Below are 26,228 nucleotides of genomic sequence, written 5' to 3'. Positions count from 1 at the left end.
GGGGTGCCGGCCGACATGCCGAGGACAGCCCAGACAGGCGTCGCCCGGAGGTCTCAGGCGTAGCTGGTCTTCGCGAGACGCCCTTGACGCCGGTATCTGCCTGCGGGACGGTCAGTGCGCAACTCCCCGCAACTGGCTTTCTCCGGAGGCGATCATGGCGTTACTTTTCTTCGGCACGGACCCGAACTCGGGCGGAGGGAACTGCCCTGCGGTGTGGGTGGACACCGACACCGCCCAGGGCCCGGAACTGGTTCTGCAGGGCAAGTTCGCCGACGCAGCGACCCGGGCCACCTGCAGCCAGGACAGTCCGCCCGCAGACGACGAAGGGATCGTCCGGATCCCGCTCAGCATGGTGGAGCAGATCAGGAGGGCGTGCGATGCCGCAGAGGCCGCCGGCACCCAGCTTTGAGGACCTGTTCGACTCCGCCCAGGCCCACGCCCTGCACCTGGAGCTCCGCGACGTGTACGCCGTGGGGGAGGAGCGCGAGGTCTTTGAGGCGTTCCTGCGGGACGGGAGCGTGCCCGGGGACGACTCGGAGTACTGGAGCGGGTGGCTGCCGCTGGTGGAGCGGACCGTCGCCCGCGGGGTGAAGGTCCGCCGGGCCCGGATCGTCTCCGAGCCGGTCACCGACTACATCCGCTTCGAGCACGCCATCACCGACGCCAACCTCCGCGCCGGCGAACAGGTCCGCTGGCTGCCCCGCCGCCGCGCCTCCACCCTCGCCCTGCCCGGCAACGACTTCTGGCTCATCGACGACCGCCTCGTGCGCTGGAACATCTTCTCCGGCGACGGCCAGTCCCTCGAGCCCGACCACACCGAGGACCCGCAGGCCATCAAGCTGTGCGCCGAGGCGTTCCGCGCGGTGTGGGACCTGGCCACCGACCACGCCGACTACCGCATCTGACCGACGCACAACCCCAGGGGCCACGCACCTCATGACGACCGCCTCCCCCTCCTCCAGCGCCCAGGCGGCCCGCGAGGCGCTCGCCGTCCGGCTCACGCACCTGCGCAAGGACGCCGGCCTCACCGGGAAGGAACTCTCCGCCCGGTGCGGCTGGCACCCCGCCAAGACCACCCGCATCCAAAAGGGCGCGGCCGCGCCCTCCGACAGCGACATCCGCATCTGGTGTGCGGCGTGCGGCGCCGACGACCAGGCCGACGACCTCATCGCCACCGCCCGCGCGGTCGACTCGATGTACATGGAATGGCGCCGCCTGCACCGCAACGGGATGCGCCAGGTACAGGAGGACTGGCTCGCCCTGCACGAGCAGACCCGCCACTGCCGGGTCTACCTCTCCAACGTGCCGCCCGGCTTCCTCCAGACCCCGGCGTTCGCGACCGCCCTGATGAACCAGATCACCCGCTTCCAGGGCACCCCCGACGACGTCGCCGAAGCCGTCGCCGCCCGCGTCGCCCGCTCCCGGTTCCTCTACGAGGGCGGCCACCGCTACGTCGTCCTGATGGAGGAGTCCGTCCTGCGCTTCCGCACCGCCGACCCCGAGGCGATGCGCGGGCAGCTGCGCCATCTCCTGGCCGTGATGCCGCTCGCGTCCGTCTCGCTGGGGATCATCCCGTTCACCGCGCAGCGCACCGTGTGGCCGCTGGAAGCCTTCTACGTCCACGACGACACCATGGCCGTGGTGGAGACGCTGACGGCGGAGATCAAGGTGACGCAGCCGCGCGAGCTCGCCGACTACTTGAAGGCGTTCGCCGGCCTCGCGGAGATGGCCGTCTACGGCGACGACGCCCGGAATCTCATCCGAGCCGCGATCGACGTCCTGGAGTGAACTTCCGCAATTCTCCGCAACTTCCTTGAGCGCCCAGACCGCGGGTGCGTAGCGTCGACGGCACCGACGGACCACCAGCCGGAGAGGCGGGGCCTCATGCGCGTACACACCGACTCCACCGCCCCGGCCCGGGAGGGCCGCGGCCTCCAGTCGCCTGCCTACGGCGTCCCCTCCCCGGCCCTGCTGGCCCGCGCGGACCGCGGCTTCGCCCGGTTCCTCGGCCAGCACAACGAGGACCAGGACGACGGAGCCGGCGGCGGCGATGACCCCCACCGGTGACCGCCGGCCACCTGCACACGACGCTCCCGGCAGCGAGGCCCGCCATGCACACCAGCTCCCACACGGTCCTGTACGACCCCGCCGGTCTGATCGAGGCGGAACTCCCGCTCGACCGCGAGCCGTACGAGTGTCTCGTCAAGGTCGTCCTCGCGTGGACCGGCCAGGACACGCTCACGACCCGCGACTTGGAGCAGATCGCCCTCCAGCTCACCGGCCACGCCCGCGCCGTCGCCTCCGACGTCCGCCGCCGCGCCGACCAGCTGCCCAAGGACAGCGGACCCAAAGCGCTCGCCGACGTCGTCCTGCGCGAGGCAGAAGGCCGGCTGTCCTCAACGATCGACGGCACCGTGCGCTGCGTCCAGAACCGCGCCCGCCTGGTCCGCGCCCTCTACGAACGGCTTGACCGGCTGGAGGCCGCACTCACCCCGGACAGGACTGCACCGCCCGTCGGCTGACCCGTGCGCTGTATCTGCCATCGCCGTGAAGCTCCTGGTAGGCAGCGGTGAACAGACTTGATCGGCAAGGTTTCGGCCACTGAGTGCGATTACCCGGCGAGGCCCGGACAGCTGTGGGTACGGTCGATCGGTTTGACGGCTGGCGGTTGCCGCCGGCGGGGAAGTGTCCGGTCGGCGTGTCGTCGCATCGCGGGTGGGGGTGGTTCGGTGAGCAGCGCCGAGCAGCAGATCGAGGAGCAGTTGACGCAGCTTCAGCAGAAGGTCGGCGCTCGCCATACGGAGCTGCTGAAACACGACGTCGACGACGACCAGTTCGCGGTGGAGTACGCCCGGCTGGTGAACGTCACCAGCAAGCTGGTGGAGTTCGATAAGACGATCCCCGAGCGGCTGGCCGAACCCGAGCGCAGGCGCAGTGAGCGCATCGTGACGTGGTCCTGGCGCGGCGAGGCGGCCGTCGGCGCGGTGCTGATTGCGCTCGTCTTCATCCTCGACCGCTCGGCCTGGTGGCTGGTCCTGCTGGTCCCGCACTTCGCGGGCACGGTGGCCGGCTGCTTCCAGGAGATCGATGCCGAACAGCACCGTGACCGCCGCTTCGGAGCCGTCGGGCTGCACGTGGTCGCTCTCCTGATGGCCCTGATCAGCCTGAGCGTGATCAGCCGGTGGTTCATCATCGCCGCCGCCATCGGCTGGATGCTTGTCGCCGGGTCCTCCATGGACAGCACGGACGCAGACCCGAAGGGGGCGCGGCGGTGAGCGACGACTACGGCTACCAGGTCCGCCGTCTGGAGAGCCGGACCGGCGGGATGGAGCACGAGCTGCACTCGCTGCGCTCGAAGCTGGGGGAGGTCGAAGACCTCGACTACGAGCTGCGCGACATCCGCGGCGACATCCGCAGCATCGAGGACGACCTCAGCACCGTCCGCAACGACCTCACCGAGCTCGACGATGACGTACGCGGCGACATCCGGGACACCGAGCAGGCCCTCAAGCGGCTGACCGGCCGCGTCCAGGCTCTCGAAGCGCACCTGCTCGCCGCGGGCGGCGCCCCGCTCGCCGACCTCGACACCATCGACCCGGAGTGGAAGAAGCTGGCCAGGACCGCCAGCCACGGCTGGAACGTACGCTCTGGCCTGCTCCCCGAACGCCAGCGCGAGGCCCACCGCCTCAGCATCCGCCACCACGAACAAGCACTTGAAGAGCGCGACGAGCATCGCGCGAAGGTGGTGGAGGCCGCCGGCATCCTGGCCACCCGGCCGCGCACATCCCGCGAGTACAAGCAGGCCGTCTGGGACTTCGGCATGTCCCGCCCCCTTGCGGAGACGCACGACCAGCGGGCCAAGAAGCTGGCCGGCCCCGCTCAGGCCGCCCGGGCCGCACTGGCCCAGGACGACACACTGAGGCAGGCGAAGGCGTCGCTGATCGAGCAGGGCGACAAAGCGGAGCGGAAGCTGAACTGGCTGCTGCGCGGCCGCCTGGCCGACGCGGTCCGCGACCGCGCCCTGCTGCCCATGTGGTTCGTGACCGTCCTCGGTCCCGTACCGCCGGCACACAAGACCCAGGCATGGATGGACCTCGCCACCCAGGTCCTGGCCTACCGGGTCACCTACGGGATCATCGACCAGGTCGTCGCGCTCGGACCGGCACCCGACGAGTATGTACCGCGCCGCACCGAGTGGCACAGCGAACTCACCAAGGACCTACGCCGCTGGTAGCCCGGCCGGGCGGCGGGGCACGCCTGTGCACCCGGCAGGGAGGTTCGCTCCCACCGCGACGTCCTCGCCCGGCAGGTCGCCCGCGAGGAACAGCAGCGCCGCGCCCTGGAGGAGTTCGCCGGCCGGTGGGGCGGGGCGTCCGAGGGGCCGTCCTAGCGCTGTACGGGGGCCTGCGCGGCTTGGGCGAAGTGCAGCACGACTGTCTTGGCGCCGGCGGCGAGTTCGTCCGACAGGTCACTGCTGCGCGGGTGGGTGGGGTGGTTCTTCACCCAGATCATGGAGAACTTGATGATCTGGTCGATGTCGCTGGGCCGCAGCAGGATCGCGTCGCCGGTGTGGAGCGGCTCGGGATCACGGTGCTGCCACAGCCGGTAGAAGCGGCCCTCGACGTCGTTGAAGCCGAGGTGCCGGTCGCCGTGCGGGTTGATGAGGTGGGTGGTGAAGGGCAGATCGCTCGGGCCGGGCTGCCAGGGCTGCTCCTGCTGGCTCAACATGTCCTCCGTCGGTACAGGTGATCACAACGGTGCCGAGTGTGTCAGCGCCGGGCGGGGGCGGTCCGGTCTTCCGGCCACTTTGCCCGCCCCGGGGGCCGGCGGGTCAACGGCGGCGCCCGACCGTGCCGCGGACGAGGACGTAGGGGATCACGCAGAAGGCGGCGATGTTGCAGGCGACGAGCAGGGCGATGAACAGCCAGTAGGAGAAGCCGTGGCCGTCGGAGGCGGCGACGAGGGACCCGTAGGTGAGGGTGATGAAGATGCCGGTGGTGGTGAGTCCGGCAGCCCAGCCCAGCGCGCTGATGCCGATACCGATGCCGATGAAGGACCAGAACAGGGTGGGACCGGCAAGGACCGCGATGGCCAGGAACAGCGGCGCGGTGATGTCCCGGTCGCCGATGAAGTTCATGAGCTGCGGGATGGAGATGAAGGTCCATAAGCCGGTGAAGGCGAGGCCGATGACGACGGCGACGATCGTGATCACGCGGTTGGCGCGGCTGGTGGAGGCGGCGTTCGCGGCGTCGGTCATGAGGCAGTGGGCTCCATCTACTGCGGCGGGCGAGGTGATCGGATCCATCCCGGTATAGCCGACGCAGACCACAAGGGGGCGGGCTTCCGCGCAAGGCGTCCGGGACCCGACCATGAGGCCGACCGTGCTGGTCCGCACCCGATCTGCCGCGCTAGGGGTGGGCGTGTCCGAAGTGACACGCAATTCGAACAAGCGATCTAATGGCGGGTATGGACGCGACCGACTTCCCCGACGACCTGGTGCAGACGCAAGCCGCCTGGAACGCCACCTACAACGCGCTCGCCGCACCCCGCCCCCGCGACACCGCCGCCCTGCGCCGCCGCCTGCTGCTCCTGTCCGTACGGCTGTGGTGGCACCCCTACTGGGAAACCGCCCCCTCGGTACCGGCGGCACGCTCCGAGCTGCGTCACCTCGCCCGCATCCGCGGAGCCGTCCGGGCTGCGTGACCGGTCGCTCCGGTCGACCAGGAGCACGTGGTTGCGACAGGGGTTGCGCCTATCTGTCGCGCCAAGGGTTGCGCTAGGTGTTGCGCGGTCCGCAAGACTGCCCCCATGTCCGCGCAGGTCACCACGCCGTTTTGCCATGGTCGGCCTGCTGACATCCCCGTTGCGGCCGCTCTGCCCATGCCCCCTGGCTGGAGTGAAGGAGTAAGGGACGGGCGGGATGGGCGGCGCGGCCGTGGCCGGGGATCGGGGCGCGCTCAGCGGGTTGCGCGTCGGCCGGAGCCTCCGCGCGTGCCGCCGTCGTGCGGCGCAGATGTCAGGCGGGGAATGTCGGTGGGGGAGAGGTCGGGGCGGGCGCGGTGCCAGCGCGCGGGATGTCGCCACCGGCCGGAGGCATCACGGGCGACATCGACGCCGACTTCCACCACCAGCCCGGGCTCGACCAACGTGACGTCCAACTGCTCCTGGCTGCCCCATCCGGCGGAGAACGACCAGCCCGCCCACGGATGCCCGCGCCGTCCCACCTCAAGCAGGCCAGCGACCGCGGTGCCTGCCGCTCGAGCGAGGGTCGTGGTGCGACCGACGTCTGGAGACGCCCTTCGGCGTCGTACCTGCCGAGCAGCAGCGTCCGCGGGTCGGTCAGGGAGCCGGTGACCGCACCGACGACCGCCTCACTCGTCTCACGGACCTTGTACTTCTCCCAGCCCCTCACCGACGGCTTATAGGCATCAGCGAGCCGCTTGAAGACCACACCTTCCATCCCGACCGACGCCCACGACAGCCACTCGCGCACGGTGTCCGGGTCGGTGGTCGACGGGCACAGCGCCCACGGGGGCGAAGAGCCGGCGGGCGGCGAACACCGACTCCAGCGCCGCCCGCCGCCTGCGGTACGGCCATCCGGTCGTCACGGTCCCGGAGAGCCTGAGCAGATCGAACGCCACGAAGTGGGCAAGCAGACTCCTCAGCTGCCTGGACCGCACCGGACCCGCGTCGGGCAAGCCGGTTCTGCAACCGCTCAAAGGCGAGGCGCCCCGCGGCGTCCCATACGACCAGCTCGCCGTCCATCGCGGTCGCATCCGGCAGCTGCACGGACCCGGCCACAATCTCTGGAAACGCCGGCCCCATCTCGGTGCCACTCCGGGAGCGCAGCACCACCCGCCCCGCGTCGACCGAAACGGCAGCCCGGAACCCGTCCCACTTCGGCTCGCCCGCCCAGCCCGGCCGCAGACCAGGGCTGGACACGGGAGTGCTCAGCATCGGCTCCGGCAGCATCCACGTCACACCGGATCCCTTCCACCGCCCGGCGACGAACCACCCGCCGTGCCGAAAGACGAGAGCCGATCGGATCCGGCGTGTCACGTGTCCCGCTGCGCGCGGGCCGCTACTGTCACCCCTGACAGGCCAGGGACGGCCTGGAGGCGAGCGGTCCGCCCGGGCGGATGCGCAGGAGTCTCAAGGGTGTGATGCCCGGTCCCGCAACACGCATCTCGGTGTCCGTGCAGGCCTGGTCCTTCCTCCGCGGCTGCCGCCCGGGCGCAGCCGGAGCAGGAACCTCATGCCGCACACGACCGACAAGCGGACCTACCAGGAACTCGCCCGCCTCCTGTACCTGGGACGCCTTCAGCCCAGGGGCAAACGCCCCGTCCTGGACCCCACCGCCCGCGGACAACTCGCCTTCCAGGCGCTGCTCTTCGAGTGCCTGATGAGTACCCGCGAGCACCCGCATTCCCTGGAACAGCCGCGCAAGAGCGCGATGGCCAGCATCAGCGGCTACCTGAACGCCATCTGCCACCAACCCGATCACCTGGAGATCCACACCAACACGGCCTGCCGCATCGCCAGCCGCATCCTGCCGTACCTCCACGAAGACCACGGTGTGTGCGGCATCCCCGGCCTCCGACTGATCGACGTCACCTGCCGGCGAGTGCGCCTCACCCACCTCCCCACAGGAGCCCGTCTCGACCTCGTAGACCCGCAGCGCTGGCACGACATGAACACCGCACGCATGGTCTTCCGGCAGGAAAACAGCTGGCATCACAGGGACGGGCGATCTCCGCTGTGGCGGCACAACGGCCTCACCGACGAAGAAGCCGCGCACCATACGAGCTGGACGTACATCGCCAGTACGCCGCTGCGCAGCGCCCTCCTGATGCGCTCCATGCCCCTGTGGTACCGCTTCGACCTCAGCCCGGCCTGGGTCCCCGGCAACCCCACCCGCCCGGACCAGCTCATCTGGGACACCCACTCCGACACCGCACACGATCAAGTAGTCGAGCTGCTGACACGTTCTGCAGCCCGCATCCCAGAAGCCGTCTACCGTCCCAGAACGCCCTGCTCCGGCACCATCCAGCTCGGCTCCGGCAGCGCGCAGTTGATCAGCAACTGTTAGGCACCCGGTCGTCGGCCTCGTGTCCGGAGTGCTGCCGCAGGTCCAGGAAACAGCGCAGCCGTACACCCGGCTCGCCCGGCTCGTGGGTTGTGCGGTCCGCCGGGGCGATCGCCCACCGTGTGGCGAGCAGCTCCTGGACCCCGAACGCTGTCTCGTCATCGGCGGCCGCGACCTCCACCACCGCAAGTCCCGGCTCCGCCACATGGGCTTCGTTGATCGGCTTCATACTCGGCACGACGCGTCGGTGCTCGCCGAAGTTCTCGCGTTCGGGCAGCGTCACTCGACCGGGGACGGCGGAGCGTACGGTGCTGACCTCCCGCTGTGGTTTGGCGTGTGCCGTGGATGCCTGACCGGCTCGGCCCTCCGACAGCCGACCAGCGGCACAATCCCGTCCGTCATGTGCTGCGGCAGTGCCGTGCCTCACCGGTTGCGGTACGACGATTCCCCCCCACACGGGCGGCGCACTCGGCGAACGCCTGCAAGCGCCCCCTCACCTGCCGTTATCAACGGCTCATGCTCATGACTGTTCTGCGCGGCCTCGCCGCTGCCTCCCTCGCCGTCCTGCCCCTCACCGTCACCACGCCCGCTCACGCCGTGGAGACTCTGCCGCTGTCGGAGGCGGTCAGCCTGCTGCCGGTGGATACCGAGTCCCGCGACGGATACGACCGCGACGCCTTTAAGCACTGGAACAGCGGCGACGATCCGGCAGACGGCTGCCACACTCGCTCCGAGGTCCTGATCTCCGAGGCGGTCGAGCCGCCCACCGTCGGCCCTCGCTGCCGCCTGACCGGCGGCACCTGGTGGTCCTATTACGACGCGACCTGGGTGACGTCCGCATCCGGCCTGGACATCGACCACATGGTGCCCCTCGCCGAGGCGTGGGACAGCGGCGCCTCCGCATGGTCGGCGCAGCAGCGTGAGGCGTACGCCAACGACCAGGGAGCGGCCGCCAGCCTGGTCGCGGTGACTGCCCGCTCGAACCGGTCGAAGGCCGACCAGGATCCTTCGACGTGGTTGCCGCCCGCTGCTGACGTGCACTGTCGGTACGTCGCGGAATGGGTGGGCACGAAACTCCGGTGGGCGCTGTCGGCCGACGAAGCCGAGATGGCGGCCCTGCGAGAGACGGCGGCGGGCTGCCCGGACCAGAGCGTGACGTACGAGCCGGCCGAGTAACCGGCGACGCGGCCCTCGACCGCTCGCGCCGCCCCTCGGCGGCGCGAGCGCCGTTTGGCGCGGCCCAGCGAACTCCGGCTGATGGTGGAAGGCATGTGCCATGACGTGCACCCTGCTGGACCCGATGCTCACCACGCCCGTGGCGAGCCCCGACCTGCCACCAGGCGCCGCTGCGGACCCTAAGAGGTCCTAACAAAGGCGCTGGACGTGGCGGTGGGTGATCAGGCAGACGGCGAGGCCGAGGAATGCTTCGTGGATGTCGTCGCGTCGTTCCCAGCGGATGCGCAGGCGGCGGAAGCCGTGGAGCCAGGCGATCGTGCGCTCGACGACGTAGCGGAAGATGCCCAGGCCGGTGCCGTGCGGCTCGCCTCTCTTCGCGATCACGGGGCGGATCCCGCGCTGCCAGAGCAGGCGGCGGTACTTGTCGTGGTCGTAGCCGCGGTCGGCCAGTAGCGCGTCGGGGCGCCGGCGGGGTCTGCCGACCCGGCCCGCGACGGCGGGGATCTTGTCGAGCAGCGGCTCGAGCTGGGTGACGTCGTTGCGGTTGCCGCCGGTCAGTGACACCGCGAGCGGGATGCCCTGTCCGTCGACGATGAGGTGGTGCTTGCTGCCCGGCCGTGCGCGGTCGACCGGGCTCGGCCCGCTTTTGGGCCCCGTCGGGCAGCCCGCACGTGCGAGGAGTCGATCACCGCCCGTTCCCAGTCCAGTTGGTTCTTCGACCGCAGCTCGTTCAGCAGCAGCTGGTGGAGCTGGTCCCAGACGCCGGCCTCGTTCCAGGCCGCAAGGCGCCGCCAGCAGGTCATGCCCGAGCCGAAGCCGAGTTCCCGGGGCAGGTACTCCCACTGGATGCCGGTGTGCAGGACGAAGAGGATCCCGCACAGGGCCTTCCGGTCCGGCACCCGCGGTCTGCCCTCTGCCTTCTTCGGACCCGGCTTCGGCAGCAACGGCTCGACCAGCGACCACAGTTCATCCGACACGATCCACGGCCGCGACTGACGGTTTCCCATACCCAGACCTACGAGCAGAGAGGCCGACAGACTCATGATCAGCAGCTTTTGTTAGAGCCAGTAAGACTGGTGGTGGAGGTCGATGTGGATGTCGCTCGCGACGTCGCTGGCCGGTGGCGCCACCTTGTACGCCTGCACCGCCCATGCCCCGACCTCCCTCTGGAGGCCGTGGCGCTGTTCTGTGAGTGACCGTGCATATAACACGAGTTGTCTCATCGGGTGGCGATGTTGGGGCAACCAAGACGTGAGGCGCTGCGGTGCGGTTGGGTGGTGCTTGGCAGGCGCAGGGACGAGCGAGCCGACATGTCGTTGGTCTCTGTTGTGATCCGTGAACCACGACCCGGACTCCTGCACCCAACCGGCCGCTTGCGGAGGCCCTGGCTTCCGCCTGACCTCATCAGCTGTGCCTGAGCTTTACTGTCGGCGTGGAACTCAGTTCTGACCATTCTCTGGTCGAACTGAGCTACATCGTCCGGTTCGACCTCTGTCACGAAGGTATCGAAGCGGTGGATGTGCTCACGTTGTGGATCTTGGGCGTGGCGGGCGCTATGAGCGTTCTGATGTTTACTGTGCGCGCGCTTCTGGATCAGCTCCCCGAGGTCTTCGCGGCCTGGCATCGTGCCAAGAGAGCGGTCCGCGATCGAACCGGCGAGGACGACCAGCAGTCGTGACCCGTCAGTGTCTTGCCTGTGCAAGCGATGGTGCAGCGCTGTGAACTGCCCGGTACCGCGCTCCGTCCGTAGGCTGCTCGGGCGGGGCCCGGCCAGTTCTCGGGCGCGCCTTGATGCGGTAGGCGATCAATCCGTCGACGGCTGCTGCCGCCGGTCATGCCGCTGCTGCTGAACTTGAGCCGTCCCTATCGAGGCGCCCTCCGTGTGTGAGCAGCCGAGTCTCTGCCCGGAGCGAGCGCCGGTGCCCGGAGTCGTGGGGGAGTGTCAGTGCTGTGGTCTACGGTCGTCGTGCCCCCTTGCGCGGGGTTGCGCTCTCGCCTGGCCTCTAAGGCCGGCCAGGCGAGAGCGGATGCCCGCTCCCCCTTTGTTCTCGGCACGGGGAGGGGCCCTTCCGGATGGAAGGCCGACACCAACGGCGTCATGTCCTATTGACGTCGTTTCGGCGTGCAATTGCAAGGAGAACCGGGAACTTCCACCCGTCAGCGCGCCGACTTGCCTCCCTTGGTGGCCGTCGCTCTACCGGCCGCCGAGCGCATCTCGCTGATCGCTATTGTTCCGTGATTCCTTGATCACGTGGCGTAGCAACTCCCCATCTGGCCATGCTGGTTGCCCTCCCCAGCGCGGCGGCCTCGGCACCCGCCTGCTCGGGATACCGGCGTGCCCTTTCCGGATGGGCTGCCGGGCTCACATGGCTGACCCGACGACGAAGGGGAGAACCCCGTATGAAGCCTCGGCAGATAGCGCTCACCACGGTCACGATCACGGCGACCGTGTTCGCCTGGAGCGTGGTGATGGTGGCCGCCGACGAGGCGGCCGCGGTGGCCGCGCTCGCCCCGGCCCTCGCCCCGACCGTGCGCCTCCCGCCAGCCGCGCCCAGCCCCGACCAGGCCTCCCGTCAGGGCGCGTCCGGCCCCGACCACGGCTGGTCAGCACAGGTACAGGGTAGAGACCCGCGCTGTCGTCCGTGGCGGCCTTGCGTCATACCTGTCGAGGGTCGGGCATGGTCCAGGGGACTCGCTGGGCGGGGTCGTGGACGGGGCGCCACACGGGTGCGCAGGGGCCGTGGTGGAGCAGTTCGGCCACTGGCGCCGCGAGGACGGGGACGTCCCGCAGGAAAGATGCCAGGGGCCTGGCGGCCGCGCGCAGGGCGCTGATCCGGTTCTCGACACCGGCCGCTCCGGTGCCGTCCAGGACGAACAGGACGCGCGGAAAAAGCGGGTAGCGCCGCCGCCACTCCTCAACCGCCGGTTCCTGGAGGGTCGGCCGGCGCCCCGGGATCACGGGCACGTAGCGGTGGAGACGCTCGTACGCGGGGAGCTTGGCTGCCAGGCGTTCGGGGCCCATGGTCGCCCGGTCGACTTCCACGAACGCCCGCAGCATCGACCCGGTGTCGCCGTCGGCGGGGCCGCACCGGTAGTACAGGAGTGCGTCGGGAATGACGGCCTCGCCGCTCCCGATCGGATGGTGGACCTCGGGGATCCAGTCCAACGGCCGGCACACATCGCCGCGGCGGCGGGCGTCCTCGAGGAAGGCGAGCGCGGTCTCGGTCACGGTCAGGGTGTGGCCGACCTTCAGCCGCACCGCGGTCGGATCGGACACAGTTCTGGAGAGCCGACGCCCGCGCATCTCAGGCCACTCGCAGGCGAGCTGCACGCCGTACAGGGTGGGGAACCACACCCGCCTCCGTCCGGCCTGCGGCAGGGTGATGCGGTCAACCAGCCCCTCGGTGCGTAGTCGGGCCAGTCGCCGCCGGGTCTGCTCGATGCGCACCTTGGGGGCGATCACCCGGTGCATCTGCTCGGTAGTGGCCATCCGGTACTGCGCCAGCACTGCCAGCGCCAGCCGGTCGCCGCTTCCCGCCTCCACGCCGATCATCACGGATCCACTCGCTTCCCGTCCGGTGCGGTACCGGCCTGCCCGGCATCGCGCGTACCGGTCACGGCAGCAGCCGGCCCCGACCAGAACCCCGACCACGAAGGCCCGACCACGGTCACGAAGCGACAACACCGCCCTGGACCACGCCCACATCCCCGCCGATAACCCCTCCGACAACCCGTCCGGCAACCGTCCGCACCCTCTGCCGCGCCTGTCTGTGAACTCGCAGGTCACCATGCTGGTCCGGTCGTGGTCGGCAGGCCGACATCCCCTCTACGCCCCCGAGTCCACGCCCCACAGCAGGAAGACAGTGAAGTGGGTGGGTGGGACAGACCCCGGACGGCGGGCGAGGGGATCAGGCGCCGCCGGTGTTCCTCCGCGCGACGCCGGGGCCGCGCGCGCCGCCCGGTGTCAGTGGTGCGCCTTATGCTCATGAGTTCATCGCACTGAGCAAGGAGAGCGTGTCCATGGCCATTGACTTTGCCGCTCTGCATGAGCCGCTGGTGGAGTGGGTTCACGATCAGACGGCCGTGGATGCGTCGGAGTATGTGACGATCACTGCCTTCGGCGAGCAGCATGGCCTCGACGAAGAGCAGTCCTTTCGGCTCTTGCAGACGTGCAAGAGCTGGGGACTGCTGAGCGACGACTACGACACGATGGGCGATCCAGCAGCCAATCTGACGCCACGTGGCCTGCAGTGGATACAGGAACGCCGCCGTCGGCGCGCTGACCCCAAAGCGCGTAGTGCCGCCGCACGTACGGGTCTGCTCAACTGGCTCTGGGAGCAGAAGAACGACGGTGTGGGCTCACCCCTCGTGGAAGGTGTCCTCCAGTCTCCGCACTCGCTTTTCGAGGGAAAGCGACTGACATCGGACGAGATCGACCGCGCCGGGTCCTACCTGCTGTCCAAGGGACTGATCACAGGAACCAAGTCTTGGCAGACCGAGGGGCCCGTACGGGCTGAGATCACTGCGGAAGGGCAGGACTGCGTGGAGCACTACGACGGTGACGTCAGCGCCTACGAGCGTCGGAACAGCAGCGGTAATACGACGTTCAACATCGGCGAGAACACAGGCAACATCGCCGCCAACAGCCGCAACTTCACCATGAACGCCACGACCAGCAAGGACGGGATCGACCCCGCTGCGGTCGTCATGCTCGCCCGCGCCCTGCGCCAGGCCGCACCCGTGCTGGACCTGCCAGAAGACGACGCTCAGGAGCTCACCGAACTCGCCACGCGTCTCGAAACCGAAGCCGGTAGTGAATCTCCCGACCCCAGCAGGTTCCGGCGTTGGGGCAGCCAAGCCATTGGCCTCCTCGAATCGGCCGTAGTCAGTGGAGCACTGGGCAGCGTCCTCGCCGCGTACGCCGTCGTGGTGCTCCCCGGGCTGCCTTCCGCCTGATGCAGGCTCTGCTGCGGTTGCCGGCCGAATCCGCCCGGCAACCGCAGCCGCATTCCCAGGTGCACTGGAAGGACTGCACTGATCATCTGGGGTGATCGTGCGGAAGCCGCAGGGGTCACCAGCCGTCATCGTCTCCGAGTTCCGCGAGCCGCTCTTTCTCCGCGAGCCGCCGCATGTCCTCTTCGAGGAGTGCCGACGCGAGCGAGTCGCTTTCGCCGAATCGGATCAGTTGCTCTGCTGGGCTGTAGAAACGGGGCGTCGCGCCGATGCTGGCGCGGCAACCGCGGCACCGCCACGGCCTGCGCAGGGTGACCCAGTGGGCGCGGACGCACGACGGGCACTCGATGAGATAGGCGCTTGGACCGTACGCCGCGCCCCACCATGCGTGACCGTAACGGGCGCGATACCCCGGCCGGTTCGGACTGCGGTGCGAGGGCCAACCCAGCAGGACCAATTGGCCACCGGCAGCTGCACGCACCCTTGCAGTGGCAGGCGCGGTCCTTGCCGAGCTCTGTCGCCTTCTCTCGCCGGGGCGTGTTCGGTCCCTTGACCTCCAGCCACGTCCCCACCTCAGGGAGCCAGAAGTCAGGCAGGTACTGGGTGCCGGAGGGAAGGACGATCAGCTCAGGCTCGTACTCCCACAAAATGCCGAGGCCGTCGAGCGTGATGGCCCAGTCAGCTTCGAGGCGGGACCGGAAGCGGGTGCCAGCATAGGTCGTAGGGACGGCGCCCATGGGCTCTGACATTGCGATGTTCCTGTCAGGCGTGCAGCTGTATGGGATAGGCCTGATCGTCGATCTCGCGCAGGACGCTGACAGCGATCATGATGGCGATTACGGCGTTGGCAGCGGTGTACTGGAGAGCGCCGGCAGCGTGGGCGGTGGCGTGCCGGTTGAAGCCCTCCGGCACAGGGTGCTGGCGCCAGAACTCCTCCAGCGTCTTGGCGAAGGGGAGGGAAACGGCCGCTTTGCGGAACTGTCCGATCGTGGCGTCGTCGTCGACGTCGACGGTGGGGACGCTCCGCCCGATCTTGCCGTAGCCGGGCCACCAGCCCTTATCGGTGAGCCATGCCGGGTTGGCGAAGGCCAGACCGCGAACAAGGGTGTCCCAGACATTCGCGGCAAGTGCCTGCGCACCGCTGAACATGCCGCGCTCGGCCATCCGTACACACTCTTCAAGCAAGGTCTTCTGCGCGGAGAACCGTGCGTCAGTGACGGCAGCCAAAGCCTCGCTGCAAGAGGCGAGGATCTCTGGTCGGCAGTCGTCAAGGACCGCCGTGCGGGCGGGGGCGTCACCCGCAACGAGCAACTGCCGGATCACATCTGCCGGGGGCACCCACGCCAGAGGCATGCCCTCCTGCATCAGCCGGACCATGTCCTTGTACGCCAGGCGCTGGCCCTGCCAGTTCTCCGGCATCATCGCGTCCAGGCGTTCCAGCACCGACTGCAAAGGCGCGACGGCCTTGGACAAACCTTCCAGCAGCGGCGCTGGAAGCTCCACCTTCGGTGCTGGTATGAAGTTTGCTGCCACCGTCCGACGGATGTTCTCCGTGGCTGCATTCAATACCTTGGCCAGCTGTGCATCGAAACCGTTCGCCACCTAGATTCCTCCCTTGCACGTTGGAGCATCTTCCGGCATGACAACCCGTGCTGACCAGGACCGGAACGGCTGGACTGACTCACGAAACCCACCGGGCCGCGTGACCGGTCGCCCCGTTCGACCAGGAACACGAGGTTGCGCCAAGGGTTGCGCCTATCTGTTGCGCTGGATGTTGTGCCAAGGGTTGCGCTAGGTGTTGCGCGGCCCGCAGGACCGTCCCTCTGTCCGCGCAGGTCACCACGCTGTTTTGCCGTGGTCGGATCGCTGACATCCCCGTTGCGGCTGCTCTGCCCATGTCCCTTGGCTGGAGTGAAGGAGGAAGGGGCGGGCGGGCGGGATGGGCGGCGCGGCCGCGGCCGGGGATCGGGGCGCTCAGCCGGTTGCGCGTCGGTCGGGGCCGCCGCGCCTCGCCGCCGTCGACCCGGCGGCGGAGCCGGGACGGAAGTGGCCGGCGCCTCGGTGCTGTCCTTCTGGTGCCGCGAGGCCCACCAGGGGGTGAGGCGGAAGGGTTGCGCCGGATGGAGGTACCGCCGTGATCGACCGAATCCTGGGTGGCCTGCTCGCCGGTCGTGTACTCACGACCACCGACGGCCCGTGGGCCGGCGGCTGGCGAACGTCCGGTGACACCGACTGGGGCCCGTACCGTCCGGTGAGGTCAGCCGTCCGCTTCGTTCTCGAGGCGGCCGGCGTGGTCGGGGCCGGGGTGGTCGACGCCGGGCACCATGGGGTTGTCGTAATCGAACTCCACCTTGCCGAAGGATTCGCTAGTGATGGGTGGGGGGTCGTTGTCGGCGATGATCACCTGCAGGCGTTCGCCGTACGCGTCGGCCATGGTCCTGAAACGGCTGTAGATCTCGGCCGCGCGCTGCCGGTCGGAGTCGTTGTTACCGAAGGCTTTGCGGGGTGAGTCGATCACGAGAAGCGATGGCACCAGGACCTCGGGATGATCAAGTCCGAAAGCGAGAAGAGAGAGGCTGTAGGCGAGGTTGACGGAGGTGGCGATGCCGCCGCCGGAGGCCTGCAGGCTCTCGAAGGGCTGGCCGTTGATCACGGGTAGGTAGGTGTCGCGGTCGATGACAGCGGTGTCGACCCAGGGCAGGTTCCAGCCGGTGAGGAGCCGGCCGAACTCGGTGCTGAGGTCGCCGACCAGTGTCTGGCTGGCCTTGAGCTGCTCGGATTTGTCTTTGATGGCCTTATTGACCCGGGCGCGTTCGGCTTTGATCGCGCGGATGTCCGACTCGATGGTGCGTACCCGGGCCCAGGACTCACGCAGCTGGGTGATGGCGTCGATGGTTGCCTTGAGTGCGGCAACCCGGGAGCTGGCCTCGGCGATGGCGTCGAAGCGGGGGGCGACGGCATCACGGGTCTGAGCATCGAGCTGCCGGCGCAGGCTGGAGACAACGAAGCTGAGCTGCTGCGAGCGCTCCTGGGCGGCCTGCAGGTGCGCCTCGTCGGACTGCTGGATGCGTTGCGCGTCCCCGAGCTGCTGGTGCAGCGTCGTGCGGGTCTCTTCGATGGCTGCCGGGTCGATGTTGGCCTCGACGGGGTCGGGCTGGAGGCAGACCAGGCAGTGGCCGTCCTCGACGGACCGGGCTGCCAGGGATTGCATGCACCGTGGGCAGACGACGAATTCGAATGGGGAAAGTTGGTCGATGGCCGTGGCCGAGCGGGCGAGACGGGACAGATCGAGGTGGACCTGGGCAACGACCGCGTGCCGGGCCTCCACAAGGTCGGCGGCTGCCGCCACTTCTTCTTCTGCCTGCCGTGCGGAGCGGATGGCGTTCTGGAGCTCCTGGCGCAGCGCGGTGTCAGCGGCGGTCTGTTCCTCGAGTTCGGTGCGCAGACTCCTCAGTCCGGCCTCGGCCCGGCCCAGGGTGTCGCGCAGCTGTTTGAGTTCAGCCCGTAGTTCGTCGTCGCTGCGGGGGTCGGAGGCCGCCAGGAAGGCGCTGACGTTTTTGTGTTCGGCCGTCCTGGCCTTCAACTTGTCCAAGAGTTGGTTCTTGGTGCGCTTGAGCTCCATGAGCGCGCTGTCGGTGAGCCCGAACATCAGGCGGAAGAGCTCTCTGCGCTTGGTCTCGAACCAACTGTCCAGGTGACCAACGACCTGGCGGTCGATCTCGCGCGCCTGGAGGTACACGTAGGCGTACAGGTCGTTGAAGGTGAGGTTCTGTGGCCGGGCTGAACCCTCCCTGCGCGCAGCGATCTGTTCCCGCGGGAAGCCGAGCGCGTCAAGCAGGTGGTCGGAGAGCGTCGTGAGGCCGTCGCCGGCCCGCAGGGGGAGCGTGCGTTCCAGCGCCAGGGAGTGGGGGTCCAGGAGGTCGACGGTCTCGGCGGCGTCTCCCTCGATGGCCCGCTTCAGGACCATGCGTTCATCGCCGGCCACGACCTCGGCCTGGACCGACAGCACGTTCTCCCGGACCGCTGGGGTGAGCATGGCGCTGCCACCCAGGGCATGCTTGAAGAGCATCAGCAGGCTGGACTTGCCGGTGCCGATGGGACCCGTGATGACCGTGGCCGGTCGGTCGAAGCGGTAGGTCTGTTCCGCTTCGGCGGTCGTTACGGTCAGGGACACAATGCGCAGGTTGACGGCCATGTCAGATCTCCGTCCGCCATGGCCGGTCGACGGCGTCGGGCAAGCGGTCGTAGATGAGGTTCTTCAAGGCAGACCCTGATTTGTTGAAGTTCCGCTTGAGCAGTCTGATCCGGTTGTCGACCACTGCCCACTCCGGGGTGGCGGCAAGACTGGCCGCTGCGACGGCGCCCTGCGCTGTCACCCGGAACTCGGCTCGGGCGCTGTCGCCGTACGTGATTAGGCCGCGGGCGGTGAGCGAGCCGAGGATGCTGTAGTAGCGCTGGTCCCAGGGCCCGTACTTGTAACGGGTCATGCGGCTTTCGACGGCAAGGCGCTCAGACGGTGTGGGCGCCGTTCCTGCCGGCCACGACGCCTCACCCGCGGGCAGGAGACGCTCCAGCATTGCCGGGTAGCGCAGCAGGAAGTCGAGCTTGGCGAGTTTCGTCAGCCCTGCGAGCCCGCCTTTGGGCGTGGTGAACCGGGCGACGAGGAGGAGGATGCGCGCCTCGTGATAGTGCACCTCACGCTGCTCGGCCTGCCTGCGCTGAGTCCGCATACGCGCTACAGCCGTCTCGAAATCGGCGCCATGCGTCATGAGGCTTCCTCATCCACGTCGAACGTCTCGGAGAAGAAGAAGAGGCACTCGTCGCACAACTGGTAGGCGAGCCCCCGCAGGTGCTGGTTGTTGAGCTGGAAGGGCGGCGGCGAGGGCAGAGCCTCGACCTTGAGCCGTTCGGCGAGCAGGTCGTTCATCTTGATGCCGAACTCGCTGCCCTCGGGCACCTGCGCCCGGGCGTGACGTCGGCACTCGAAGGCCATCTCCAGGACGTCCGTGGACAGATTCAGCAGGTCGGTTTCGTCCCCTGCCAGGCCGGAGCGCCGCTCGGACCAGGTCGTGTACCAAGCGGACCGGAGTCTTTCGGCGAAGGCCGCTTCGTCGGCAGGCACCAGGCCCCGACGCAGTTTGCGGCGGAGCTTTGCGCCTCCGGGCGCCGCGACGGGCGCTTTGCCGCGCGGAAAGGTGGGCAGTCGCGCCGTCGTGTAGGCGATCTGCTGATGGAGGATTTCGCGGGTGATTCTGCGTCGGCCGACGCGCTGCTGAATCTGAGTGCTGTGGCGAGAACGGCTTGGGTCAGCGATGTACACGGCGAGCTGGGCGCGGTCGCTCTCATCGCGGTTCGCGCGCTCGATCCGATCCACAATGCCTCGGTATGTGGCCTCCAGGTCCACATGAGCCAGCTGCAGGTGCTCGACCGCAGGCGCCAGAAGCCGTTGGATGTTGACGTCGGTGATGCTCTCGCGTTCGGGGGGCTTACAAGAGATCTCCAGTACTGCCAGGAAGCGCACGACCTTGGCCACGAAGCCCTCGGGTATCTGAATGTCCGTGAGCTTGCGCACCTCTGGGGTACCCGGGACGTTGGGATAAGGCTGCTTCCAGCGGACTTTCAGCATCTGGCGTGCGACGTCCTCCGCCATGGTGTTCAGCCCGGACGTGAGTTCAGGCTCAGGGCCACACATCCGAGCCAGCACGCCGGCGTTGCCCTTACCTGGCTTCAGAGCCGCGTTTGTGGCCAGTCTCAGACGGACATTGTCCGCGCACTCACATGCGCACCAGCGGTCGAAGAGATGGGTCAGACCACCGTCCTTGCACAGCTCAGGGAGCGTCCACGGACCCCTGGTCCCTTCGCGATGCTTGACCGACACCAGCTCCACTGATCCGTCGGTCCACGCCACCACGAAGTCTTCATGCCACTCGCAGACGACGAAGTCGATGGCTTCCTGCGTGAGCATGGCCAGGCAGTCCCGCGCGGCTACCTCCGCCTGGTACCGGTAGCGGCCAAGAGTGTCCGAGCCGCTGTCTTCCTCGGGAGCCAGATCGAAGAGCGTGTGTGCTGCACCGTGAGGACCCCCCGCATCAGAAGGCGTCCCGACTCCCTCGTCCCCCTGGCCCACGCCCGCCGTATCGACCATCAAAGTCCCCCGCTCTGGCTTGCATGAGCGCATTTCCCCACCGCTCTGTTGCGTCGGTAGGTGTTGAAGATCTCTAGCGATATCACACTCAAGGACTAACGCGTAACTGTGCGTTGCGGATCAGATGTGGGGACGCACCCGTACCTGGCTTCGGCTTGCTGGCGGCGGACCTGCCTCGGTAAGGAGGGAACAGGCGCGCCCAGATCTTGGGCCCGGCAGGCCGCTGACCGCGGCGACTTCGGCAGAGCGCGGCACACAGCACCGGGCCCCGGGCCTGGAAAGGCCCGAGACCCGGACACGGCGCTGGAGGTGGTCAGAGACTGTCCGGGGCCAGGTGGGGGATCGTGACCGGCACTGCCCAGTCCATGCCCAGTTCCGCGAGCGCGGCGAGCTGGTCGGCGTCCAGCCGGTTCCTTCTTGATTTTGTGTTCGAAATCCATACGCCCAGCTTCACGGTCACCGGCTCGCCGTTGACCGTGATCTGTTCGCTGTGCTCCCTCGGCACAGGCCGAGCGCCCTCGCGTTCCACCCACTGCGTGAGGGCCGCAAGTCCCCGCTGGAACGCCGCCTGCGCTTTGCCCGGGCCCTTCGCCGTGCGCGCGGCCGACGGGGCGGGAGACGGCGTCTCAGCGGGCTGCACACCCAGCTGCGACAGCCGCTGCTGCTGCTCGGTCGACAGCTGCACCCAGGTGCCCGGGTTCTTCTGCCGCTCCAGCCACCGCCCGATGTCATCACCCTCGAACAGCACCCCCGGTTCGATGGCTGGCAGAACGCCGTCGGCGTCGACCAGGTCCGCCAGAACGCGGTAGTGCCGCTGCCAGTCCAGCGGCCACGGGCAGTTCCAGTCCTCATCGACCGCGGCCAGCTGCTGCGCGCGCACGGCGGCCCGCTCCGCGTCCTTGCCCAGACCGCCCTCCCGGCGCAGGTTCGCCATGTGCTGCCCGATAGGCACCAGCGCCTCACCTTCGCCCCACACCGCGTCCTGACGGGGCGCGAGGTGCCCGGCCGCCCGCCGGTAGGACCGCAGCGCGGCGAGCTTGTTCTCCCACGCCTCCTCACCCGGCTCCCAGACCATCCCGGCCTCCGGCGCGTCCAGCAGCGTCTTGCGCCGCTCCTCCAGTTCCCCGGCCCGCAGCGCCTTCCGCTGCTGGTGCACCCACCTGCCCAGGGGAAAATTCTTCGTGACCCCGACTTCGACCGTGACGTCGTAGGGCACGGCGTAGAGGCCGGTGATCTCGTTCTCCTTCCGCCACCGCAGCAGCGCCTGGTAGCCCTCCAGCCACACCAGCGATTCCGGCCGGTACACCCGCGTGCGAAGGAACGCGGCAATGGTCGCGGCGTCGCGCGGGCTGGAGAAGTGGAGCAGGGCCGCTTCGGCGGCGGCTTGTGTGTTGTCGTCCTCCTGGTCCTCGCCGTCGCCCTCTCCGCCGGCCCCGACGATCTGCCCGTCTTCGTCGCGCCGGACGTGGACCTTGCGCTTCCCGCTCGTGAGCGCCCGGGAAGCGAGCTGCTCGACCAGACGTTCGTCATGCGAACGCAGGCCCTGGAGGACAGCTACAAGGGGGCGGAAGCTGGCGCTGGCGACCATGTCCTGCGGGTCCTCACCGGGCTCCAGGAACACCGGCACGATGATCCTGGCTACCTTGGTGGAGCCGTCGCGGCTGAGCCGCAGCGCGCGGCCGATGTTCTGGACGATCTCGACCTGGGAGCCGCGGGTGTCGGCGAAGCAGATCGAGTCGACCCCCCGTTCGCCGGTGATGTCCACGCCCTCACCGAGAACGCGAACGCTGGCGAGGAACGCACGGTGCACCCGGCGTCCGGCTGCGTCGATGCCGTTGGCGAACTGGCGCAGCACCTCGCGTCGCTCGGACACAAGGTGGTCGCCGCACAGCCACGCCGACCACACCCGGTCCGGCGGGACGTGGCGGCCGGCCTCCAGCTCGTAGAACTCCGCGTCGATGGAAGACACGGGGAGCTTGTCGGCGGCGGCCAAGTCCTCATCGGAGGCGTCATTGACGTACAGCTCGGCAGCCGTCTCCGGCAGCTTCTCCGCGAACGCGGCGGCCTCCTCCACCTTCTGGTGGAACGTCATGACCGTACGCAGGTTGTACGCCGCCGCGTGCTCCAGGAGGGCGGTCTGCAGGAGCGCGAGGCGCCGGCCGCGCCGGGCTTCTTCGGTCTCGCCGAGGACGGGGGAGGGGTCGCGGATCTCCAGGACGTCGATCTCGAACCCGGCGAGGATCTCCCGCTCGATCGCCTCGCTCAGCCCGAGCTCTGCGAGCCACGCGCCGTAGGTGCCGTCCGGGTCGTCGGCCATGGTCGCGATCTCCGCCTCCTGGCTGGCCGCGCTCTTCTGCGGGCGGGGTGCGGCGAGGATGCGTGGGGTTGCGGTGAGGTAGAGCCGGAAGTCGGCGGGGATGCGGGCGTTGTCGTGGATCGCCGCCCACGGACGACCAAGATCACCAGCGGTTCCGTGGGCCTCATCCACGATCGCGAGGTCGAAGCCGTCCATGCGCTGCCCGTAGAGCCGTTCCCCGCCCGCCAGAGCGGCCTCCAGCGGCCCGCGCACCTTCCGCTGGCCCACGGGAGCGTCGATGTCCTCGCGGTCCACGAGAGAGGCGTACGTGGCGAACACGACGACCGGCCCGTGCCCGGTCCACAGGGCGAGCTGGATCGGGTTAGTGGTGGTCCGCACGCCCAGCTCCTTCAGCACCGGGTCGTTCTCCAGCGAGCACACCGCGACCATCGGTGCCCGATGCCCGACCGCCCGCCACGCCTGGGCGGTCTGTGCGAGCAGGTCCAGGGTCGGCACGGTCACCAGGATCCGCCCGCCTGGGAAGGACTCCAGCGCGCTCGCGGCAGCCGTGATCGTCTTGCCCGATCCGGTGGCGGACACCAGCGTGCCCCGTGCCCCCTCAGCAGGCACAGATGATCTTGCAAAGAATTTGACCCATTCCCGGATTGCGGTTTTCTGGGTTACCTGATGTTCCCGGAGGCTGATCACGACATTCGATCCTTCCTTTTTCCGGGTGAAATCAGGTTTTTCCACCACGAGCTCACGGAAGCACCGGACCCGCCAGAGCCAGGTGCGGGGAGCGAGTACTTGTCGATGCCGCCGCGGGCGGGCAGCTCGTCCTCGAAGTCGCAGGCGGCTACGGCCTTGAAGCCCCCGCGCCACAGTGCTTCGAGCACGGCTGTGACGGCCTGCACCACCTCCTCGGCCGGCGCTCCCGCGGGGGCCTCGCACTCCAGCACGGTCGGCCATTGAAGGAAGTCGAAGGGATGTGCGCGCTGGCCTGTGGCGTAGCCGTTGGGCTCGCCTTCCACGCGCACGGGCCCGACCACCAGTTCCGCGCCGTCGTCCTCGACGAGGCCGAGCAAGTCTCGAAGCCTGCCTACGACCCGCGGAGCGGCCTCCGCGTTCACGTAGATCGAGGCATCGCTGTAAGCGGAGTCCGGACCGAGGGGCGAAAGCCCGCGGTCATTCGTCACGCGCACTCCCTGGAGTCTCCGCCGGGGTGAGGGCGAGGAAGCGCTGGAGGAGCCATTTGATCGGCTCGTGGTGGTAGTACTCGGCGATCTGCAGGGGAGTCTCTCCGTCGATGGCCGGCAGGCGTGGATCGGCACCGTAGGCGAGCAGGATCGCGGTGGAGGCCGTACTCAGGGGGTAGTCCGTCTGTACGTGAGCGTCGCCTTCCAGGCCGATCGCGTGAGTCAGCAGCGTGTCCCCGAAGCACACCTCGTCCGGATCCGCCCCGGAGTCCAGCAGGATGGAGAGGGCCTCGTAGTCACTCATCTCCACGGCCCTGTGCACGGGCGTCCACGACTCCACCTCGACGGAAGCCCCGCGACCACTTCCACGCCCACTCCCTGAAGCTTCCACCGGTGCGAGGAAGCGCTTGAGGAGCCGCGTGGCCGGCTCGTGGTCGTAGTCCTCGGCGCACTGCAGCGGAGTTTCCCCGCCGGCAGACGGCAGGCGAGGGTCGGCTCCATACGCCAGCACGATTGCCATACCGGCCGTGTGCAGGGGATGGACCGACTGCAGGTGACTGTCACCTTCTGTGTCGATCGCGTGAGTCAGCAGCGTGAGCCCGAAACACACCTCGTCCGGATCGGCGCCAGCGTTCAGGAGCCTGGCGAGAGTCTCATACTCACTCATCTCTACGGCCTCGTGCGCCGGCGTCCACGGCTCCACTTTGGGAAAAGAGCTCGGCCTCAGCGCATCGGAATCCATCATGTTTCCCTCTCCGCCGGCCTTGCCAGGACGTTGCGGACACCTGCCTACTGTGGTGTCCCTGCTTTACGCCAATGCTACATACTGCATCACACCGAGATGAAGTCTTGCGGAACCCCCGACCGATCCCCTCCGCGAGATCTCGTCCGACCCCGGTGGGCATCGCACATCGGGGTACACGGTGCCGCATGGCACCGAAGACCGAACGCATCCAGTTCCTGCGGGCCGAGCGGCAACTGCGCCGCATCCGCTCCTTCTACACTGCGGCCATCCTCCTGTGGGCAGGGTCCGCGGCCTGGACCGGCTGGCAGGCCCCGGGGAGCCGGCAAATGTGGGTGTCCGTCCTCCTCCTGGCCGTCTTCACCGTTCTCCTGGCCACCGCGAGCCTCTCCCTGCGGCGCCTCACCGTTCCTGCAACCGGCCGACCCGCGCACCACGCCGCCCCACACAAGGCGCCGGCCACCCGTCGTCACGCCCCCGCCTGAAACCACGTCACCCTGCGGGCACGATTCCCGGGTAACCGAGTGGCATGCAGACACCAGAGCGGTCAGTCGAGTGGTGGTCTCGACGGTGGGTGCGGTGGGTGGTTGTTGTGGCCGTCTACGGGGTGGCCGCGGTGGTGTGGCGCGCGGTTACAGGCAGAACATGGCTAGACGCGCTTGTCTTCGGGGTTCTCGTGGCCGTAGTAAACGTGGTGACGCGGTGGGTGGCGAGCCGGGCCAGGAGGAAAGCCACAGCGCGCGACGGCTGAGTGAGTCAAGCCCTCACTTCCGTGCCCTCGCTGCCCGGACCGAGCTGTTTGTGGCGCACAGTGCTCTGGATGCCATGAGTCGTTGTACTCATGCGTGGCGGTCTTCCCTCGCGTCACACTGTCTTGGCCGTGACAGACCATCAAGGAGGGGCAAGCGTGATGAATGTGCGTAGGACCGTAGCAGTGGTGTTGTTGGCGGCTTTCGGGGCGGTGGGCGCAGGGGCGGTGCCGGCCGCGGCGGATGGTGGTCTTCTTCCTCATCCCGGGCCTGAGGGTTTGGTGTGGGTGCCGGAGTGGACGGGGGACGGCGGGGTCGCATCCGGTGGGGCATGGGAAGGGCTGCCGACCGTGCTCACGGTGGCCTGTGAAGGCGGAGGCAGTGCGGCGGTGACGATGGAATCGCAGCAGGCACGCGTGGCTGAGTTTTCGGTGGACTGTCCTGCCGGCAGTGCAGGTGTGGGCTCGGTGACCATGGATCCCGGGGTCGTGCAGCGAGGTTCTTTCACCGTGGGCGTTGACGCCTCAGATGACAGTGTCCGCTGGGCTCTGACTGTGACCCAGCCCGAGTAGAACCGCCTGGCCCAGCCCCCTCTCCTCGCCGCCCGGGCCGCAGGCCCGTTGGCCGCACCGCGCAGCGGGGCCGGCCTTTTTTGGCGCGCAGCGCCACGAGGTGGCTGGAGCGCAGCGCAGGCCACCCCAGCGGGGCAATGCCCCGCAGCTCCGGGAGCGCAGCGGACGGAGCGTCACCGGCCTGGCGCAGCCAGGCCGGTGAGCGGGACGCGCAGCGTCCCGCTCCGCTCACGCGGAGCGGGAGCGGAACACCCGCGCGCAGCGCGGGTGTTCGCTTGCACATCGCGCAGCGATGTGGTACCCGCTCCGCGGG

The 26,228-nt window shown here is 68.7% G+C and carries 26 protein-coding genes; 13 read left to right on the top strand and 13 right to left on the bottom strand.

Going from position 1 to position 26,228, the window contains the following annotated elements; genetic code table 11:
• The first annotated feature begins 217 nt into the window (after nt 1-217).
• The 7 genes from ACGF5T_RS35040 to ACGF5T_RS35010 all read left to right on the top strand — a co-directional run bounded on the left by ACGF5T_RS35040 (nt 218) and on the right by ACGF5T_RS35010 (nt 4,234).
• Nucleotides 218-409 (top strand): hypothetical protein, encoded by a 192-nt coding sequence (locus ACGF5T_RS35040; RefSeq protein WP_366768845.1) that lies wholly within the window; start codon nt 218-220, stop codon nt 407-409.
• Nucleotides 378-905, top strand: coding sequence for a DUF6879 family protein (locus tag ACGF5T_RS35035; protein ID WP_366768846.1), 528 nt, complete (start codon nt 378-380; stop codon nt 903-905). Before ACGF5T_RS35040 ends, ACGF5T_RS35035 begins: the two co-directional genes overlap by 32 nt.
• Nucleotides 906-936: 31 nt before the next feature.
• Entirely contained in the window at nt 937-1,788 is an 852-nt protein-coding gene (locus tag ACGF5T_RS35030; protein WP_366768847.1) for a helix-turn-helix transcriptional regulator, read from the top strand.
• A 96-nt stretch (nt 1,789-1,884) separates the two neighbouring features.
• Nucleotides 1,885-2,067 carry a hypothetical protein gene (locus tag ACGF5T_RS35025; protein ID WP_366768848.1) on the top strand — a complete coding sequence of 61 codons (183 nt, stop codon included), beginning with the start codon at nt 1,885-1,887 and terminating at the stop codon, nt 2,065-2,067.
• A 44-nt stretch (nt 2,068-2,111) separates the two neighbouring features.
• Nucleotides 2,112-2,522 (top strand): DUF6415 family natural product biosynthesis protein, encoded by a 411-nt coding sequence (locus ACGF5T_RS35020; RefSeq protein ID WP_366768849.1) that lies wholly within the window; start codon nt 2,112-2,114, stop codon nt 2,520-2,522.
• Nucleotides 2,523-2,729: 207 nt separating this feature from the next.
• A complete protein-coding gene (locus ACGF5T_RS35015) occupies nt 2,730-3,275 on the top strand; it encodes a hypothetical protein (protein ID WP_366768850.1) in 546 nt (181 codons plus the stop codon).
• Nucleotides 3,272-4,234, top strand: a complete 963-nt coding sequence (locus ACGF5T_RS35010; protein WP_366768851.1) for a hypothetical protein — start codon at nt 3,272-3,274, stop codon at nt 4,232-4,234. The genes ACGF5T_RS35015 and ACGF5T_RS35010 overlap by 4 nt, the downstream gene beginning before the upstream one ends.
• Before the next feature lie 152 nt (nt 4,235-4,386).
• Here ACGF5T_RS35010 and ACGF5T_RS35005 read toward each other — a convergent pair whose 3' ends face one another.
• The gene (locus ACGF5T_RS35005; protein ID WP_366768852.1) at nt 4,387-4,728 is read right to left on the bottom strand and encodes a hypothetical protein; all 342 of its coding nucleotides are present in this window, start codon (nt 4,726-4,728) and stop codon (nt 4,387-4,389) included.
• A 103-nt stretch (nt 4,729-4,831) separates the two neighbouring features.
• Nucleotides 4,832-5,257 carry a hypothetical protein gene (locus tag ACGF5T_RS35000; RefSeq protein ID WP_366768853.1) on the bottom strand — a complete coding sequence of 142 codons (426 nt, stop codon included), beginning with the start codon at nt 5,255-5,257 and terminating at the stop codon, nt 4,832-4,834.
• Between the two features lie 209 nt (nt 5,258-5,466).
• Here ACGF5T_RS35000 and ACGF5T_RS34995 point away from each other — a divergent pair, with 209 nt between their 5' ends.
• Nucleotides 5,467-5,703 (top strand): hypothetical protein, encoded by a 237-nt coding sequence (locus ACGF5T_RS34995; RefSeq protein ID WP_366768854.1) that lies wholly within the window; start codon nt 5,467-5,469, stop codon nt 5,701-5,703.
• Between the two features lie 705 nt (nt 5,704-6,408).
• On the opposite strand, the gene ACGF5T_RS34990 is transcribed toward ACGF5T_RS34995, so the two are convergent.
• On the bottom strand, nt 6,409-6,957 hold the full coding sequence (locus ACGF5T_RS34990) for a hypothetical protein (protein WP_392890296.1): 549 nt from the start codon (nt 6,955-6,957) through the stop codon (nt 6,409-6,411).
• A 298-nt stretch (nt 6,958-7,255) separates the two neighbouring features.
• Here ACGF5T_RS34990 and ACGF5T_RS34985 point away from each other — a divergent pair, with 298 nt between their 5' ends.
• The gene (locus tag ACGF5T_RS34985) at nt 7,256-8,089 is read left to right on the top strand and encodes a hypothetical protein (protein ID WP_366768855.1); all 834 of its coding nucleotides are present in this window, start codon (nt 7,256-7,258) and stop codon (nt 8,087-8,089) included.
• Here the strand turns inward: ACGF5T_RS34985 and ACGF5T_RS34980 are convergent.
• Nucleotides 8,076-8,369 carry a DUF6207 family protein gene (locus ACGF5T_RS34980; RefSeq protein ID WP_366768856.1) on the bottom strand — a complete coding sequence of 98 codons (294 nt, stop codon included), beginning with the start codon at nt 8,367-8,369 and terminating at the stop codon, nt 8,076-8,078. The two genes, ACGF5T_RS34985 and ACGF5T_RS34980, sit on opposite strands and share 14 nt — an antisense overlap.
• A 233-nt stretch (nt 8,370-8,602) precedes the next feature.
• Between ACGF5T_RS34980 and ACGF5T_RS34975 the strand changes: the two genes are divergently transcribed.
• A complete protein-coding gene (locus ACGF5T_RS34975) occupies nt 8,603-9,262 on the top strand; it encodes an HNH endonuclease family protein (protein ID WP_366768857.1) in 660 nt (219 codons plus the stop codon).
• A 189-nt stretch (nt 9,263-9,451) separates the two neighbouring features.
• Here ACGF5T_RS34975 and ACGF5T_RS34970 read toward each other — a convergent pair.
• Nucleotides 9,452-10,269 (bottom strand): IS5 family transposase gene (locus tag ACGF5T_RS34970; RefSeq protein ID WP_392890281.1). Its coding sequence is split into 2 segments (ribosomal slippage): nt 9,452-9,918 and nt 9,918-10,269, totalling 819 coding nucleotides; the frame shifts between segments, so codons are not numbered across the junction.
• 425 nt (nt 10,270-10,694) lie between these two features.
• Between ACGF5T_RS34970 and ACGF5T_RS34965 the strand changes: the two genes are divergently transcribed.
• The gene (locus tag ACGF5T_RS34965) at nt 10,695-10,940 is read left to right on the top strand and encodes a hypothetical protein (protein ID WP_199577817.1); all 246 of its coding nucleotides are present in this window, start codon (nt 10,695-10,697) and stop codon (nt 10,938-10,940) included.
• 978 nt (nt 10,941-11,918) lie between these two features.
• Here ACGF5T_RS34965 and ACGF5T_RS34960 read toward each other — a convergent pair.
• The gene (locus tag ACGF5T_RS34960) at nt 11,919-12,815 is read right to left on the bottom strand and encodes a replication-relaxation family protein (protein WP_366768859.1); all 897 of its coding nucleotides are present in this window, start codon (nt 12,813-12,815) and stop codon (nt 11,919-11,921) included.
• A gap of 323 nt (nt 12,816-13,138) precedes the next feature.
• On the opposite strand from ACGF5T_RS34960, the gene ACGF5T_RS34955 reads away from it, so the two are divergent.
• Complete coding sequence (locus tag ACGF5T_RS34955; protein ID WP_366768860.1) at nt 13,139-14,218, top strand: hypothetical protein; 1,080 nt, start codon at nt 13,139-13,141, stop codon at nt 14,216-14,218.
• A gap of 759 nt (nt 14,219-14,977) precedes the next feature.
• On the opposite strand, the gene ACGF5T_RS34950 is transcribed toward ACGF5T_RS34955, so the two are convergent.
• From ACGF5T_RS34950 to ACGF5T_RS34920, 7 genes are all read right to left on the bottom strand, one after another.
• The gene (locus tag ACGF5T_RS34950; RefSeq protein ID WP_366768861.1) at nt 14,978-15,817 is read right to left on the bottom strand and encodes a hypothetical protein; all 840 of its coding nucleotides are present in this window, start codon (nt 15,815-15,817) and stop codon (nt 14,978-14,980) included.
• Nucleotides 15,818-16,472: 655 nt separating this feature from the next.
• The gene (locus tag ACGF5T_RS34945) at nt 16,473-18,410 is read right to left on the bottom strand and encodes an AAA family ATPase (RefSeq protein WP_366768863.1); all 1,938 of its coding nucleotides are present in this window, start codon (nt 18,408-18,410) and stop codon (nt 16,473-16,475) included.
• 1 nt (nt 18,411) lies between these two features.
• Entirely contained in the window at nt 18,412-18,984 is a 573-nt protein-coding gene (locus ACGF5T_RS34940; RefSeq protein WP_366768864.1) for a hypothetical protein, read from the bottom strand.
• Nucleotides 18,981-20,360 carry a dsDNA nuclease domain-containing protein gene (locus ACGF5T_RS34935; protein WP_392890278.1) on the bottom strand — a complete coding sequence of 460 codons (1,380 nt, stop codon included), beginning with the start codon at nt 20,358-20,360 and terminating at the stop codon, nt 18,981-18,983. Before ACGF5T_RS34935 ends, ACGF5T_RS34940 begins: the two co-directional genes overlap by 4 nt.
• Nucleotides 20,361-20,673: 313 nt before the next feature.
• A complete protein-coding gene (locus ACGF5T_RS34930; RefSeq protein WP_366768866.1) occupies nt 20,674-23,364 on the bottom strand; it encodes a Helicase associated domain protein in 2,691 nt (896 codons plus the stop codon).
• Entirely contained in the window at nt 23,361-23,852 is a 492-nt protein-coding gene (locus tag ACGF5T_RS34925) for a hypothetical protein (protein WP_366768867.1), read from the bottom strand. The genes ACGF5T_RS34930 and ACGF5T_RS34925 overlap by 4 nt, the downstream gene beginning before the upstream one ends.
• The gene (locus tag ACGF5T_RS34920) at nt 23,842-24,597 is read right to left on the bottom strand and encodes an ankyrin repeat domain-containing protein (RefSeq protein WP_366768868.1); all 756 of its coding nucleotides are present in this window, start codon (nt 24,595-24,597) and stop codon (nt 23,842-23,844) included. The genes ACGF5T_RS34925 and ACGF5T_RS34920 overlap by 11 nt, the downstream gene beginning before the upstream one ends.
• Nucleotides 24,598-24,782: 185 nt before the next feature.
• Here ACGF5T_RS34920 and ACGF5T_RS34915 point away from each other — a divergent pair, with 185 nt between their 5' ends.
• Nucleotides 24,783-25,079: a hypothetical protein gene (locus ACGF5T_RS34915; RefSeq protein ID WP_361019167.1), complete on the top strand. Its 297-nt coding sequence runs from the start codon at nt 24,783-24,785 to the stop codon at nt 25,077-25,079.
• Nucleotides 25,080-26,228 lie beyond the last annotated feature (1,149 nt).

It is taken from the genome of Streptomyces sp. NPDC047853 (assembly GCF_043204535.1).
Taxonomy (GTDB): Bacteria; Actinomycetota; Actinomycetes; order Streptomycetales; family Streptomycetaceae; genus Streptomyces.
Note: the sequence above shows the minus strand (reverse complement) of the source record. Positions and strands in the feature narration are given on the sequence as shown.

Bases quoted from the DNA above. Each gene is read 5' to 3' on its own strand.
- ACGF5T_RS35035 (WP_366768846.1), top strand. From the start codon at position 378: ATGCCGCAGAGGCCGCCGGCACCCAGCTTTGAGGACCTGTTCGACTCC.
- ACGF5T_RS35030 (WP_366768847.1), top strand. From the start codon at position 937: ATGACGACCGCCTCCCCCTCCTCCAGCGCCCAGGCGGCCCGCGAGGCG.
- ACGF5T_RS34975 (WP_366768857.1), top strand. From the start codon at position 8,603: ATGCTCATGACTGTTCTGCGCGGCCTCGCCGCTGCCTCCCTCGCCGTC.
- ACGF5T_RS34945 (WP_366768863.1), bottom strand. From the start codon at position 18,410: ATGGCCGTCAACCTGCGCATTGTGTCCCTGACCGTAACGACCGCCGAA.
- ACGF5T_RS35005 (WP_366768852.1), bottom strand. From the start codon at position 4,728: ATGTTGAGCCAGCAGGAGCAGCCCTGGCAGCCCGGCCCGAGCGATCTG.
- ACGF5T_RS34935 (WP_392890278.1), bottom strand. From the start codon at position 20,360: ATGGTCGATACGGCGGGCGTGGGCCAGGGGGACGAGGGAGTCGGGACG.
- ACGF5T_RS34940 (WP_366768864.1), bottom strand. From the start codon at position 18,984: ATGACGCATGGCGCCGATTTCGAGACGGCTGTAGCGCGTATGCGGACT.
- ACGF5T_RS34990 (WP_392890296.1), bottom strand. From the start codon at position 6,957: ATGCTGAGCACTCCCGTGTCCAGCCCTGGTCTGCGGCCGGGCTGGGCG.
- ACGF5T_RS34960 (WP_366768859.1), bottom strand. From the start codon at position 12,815: ATGATCGGCGTGGAGGCGGGAAGCGGCGACCGGCTGGCGCTGGCAGTG.
- ACGF5T_RS34985 (WP_366768855.1), top strand. From the start codon at position 7,256: ATGCCGCACACGACCGACAAGCGGACCTACCAGGAACTCGCCCGCCTC.
- ACGF5T_RS35020 (WP_366768849.1), top strand. From the start codon at position 2,112: ATGCACACCAGCTCCCACACGGTCCTGTACGACCCCGCCGGTCTGATC.
- ACGF5T_RS35000 (WP_366768853.1), bottom strand. From the start codon at position 5,257: ATGACCGACGCCGCGAACGCCGCCTCCACCAGCCGCGCCAACCGCGTG.
- ACGF5T_RS34915 (WP_361019167.1), top strand. From the start codon at position 24,783: ATGGCACCGAAGACCGAACGCATCCAGTTCCTGCGGGCCGAGCGGCAA.
- ACGF5T_RS34995 (WP_366768854.1), top strand. From the start codon at position 5,467: ATGGACGCGACCGACTTCCCCGACGACCTGGTGCAGACGCAAGCCGCC.
- ACGF5T_RS35025 (WP_366768848.1), top strand. From the start codon at position 1,885: ATGCGCGTACACACCGACTCCACCGCCCCGGCCCGGGAGGGCCGCGGC.
- ACGF5T_RS34920 (WP_366768868.1), bottom strand. From the start codon at position 24,597: ATGATGGATTCCGATGCGCTGAGGCCGAGCTCTTTTCCCAAAGTGGAG.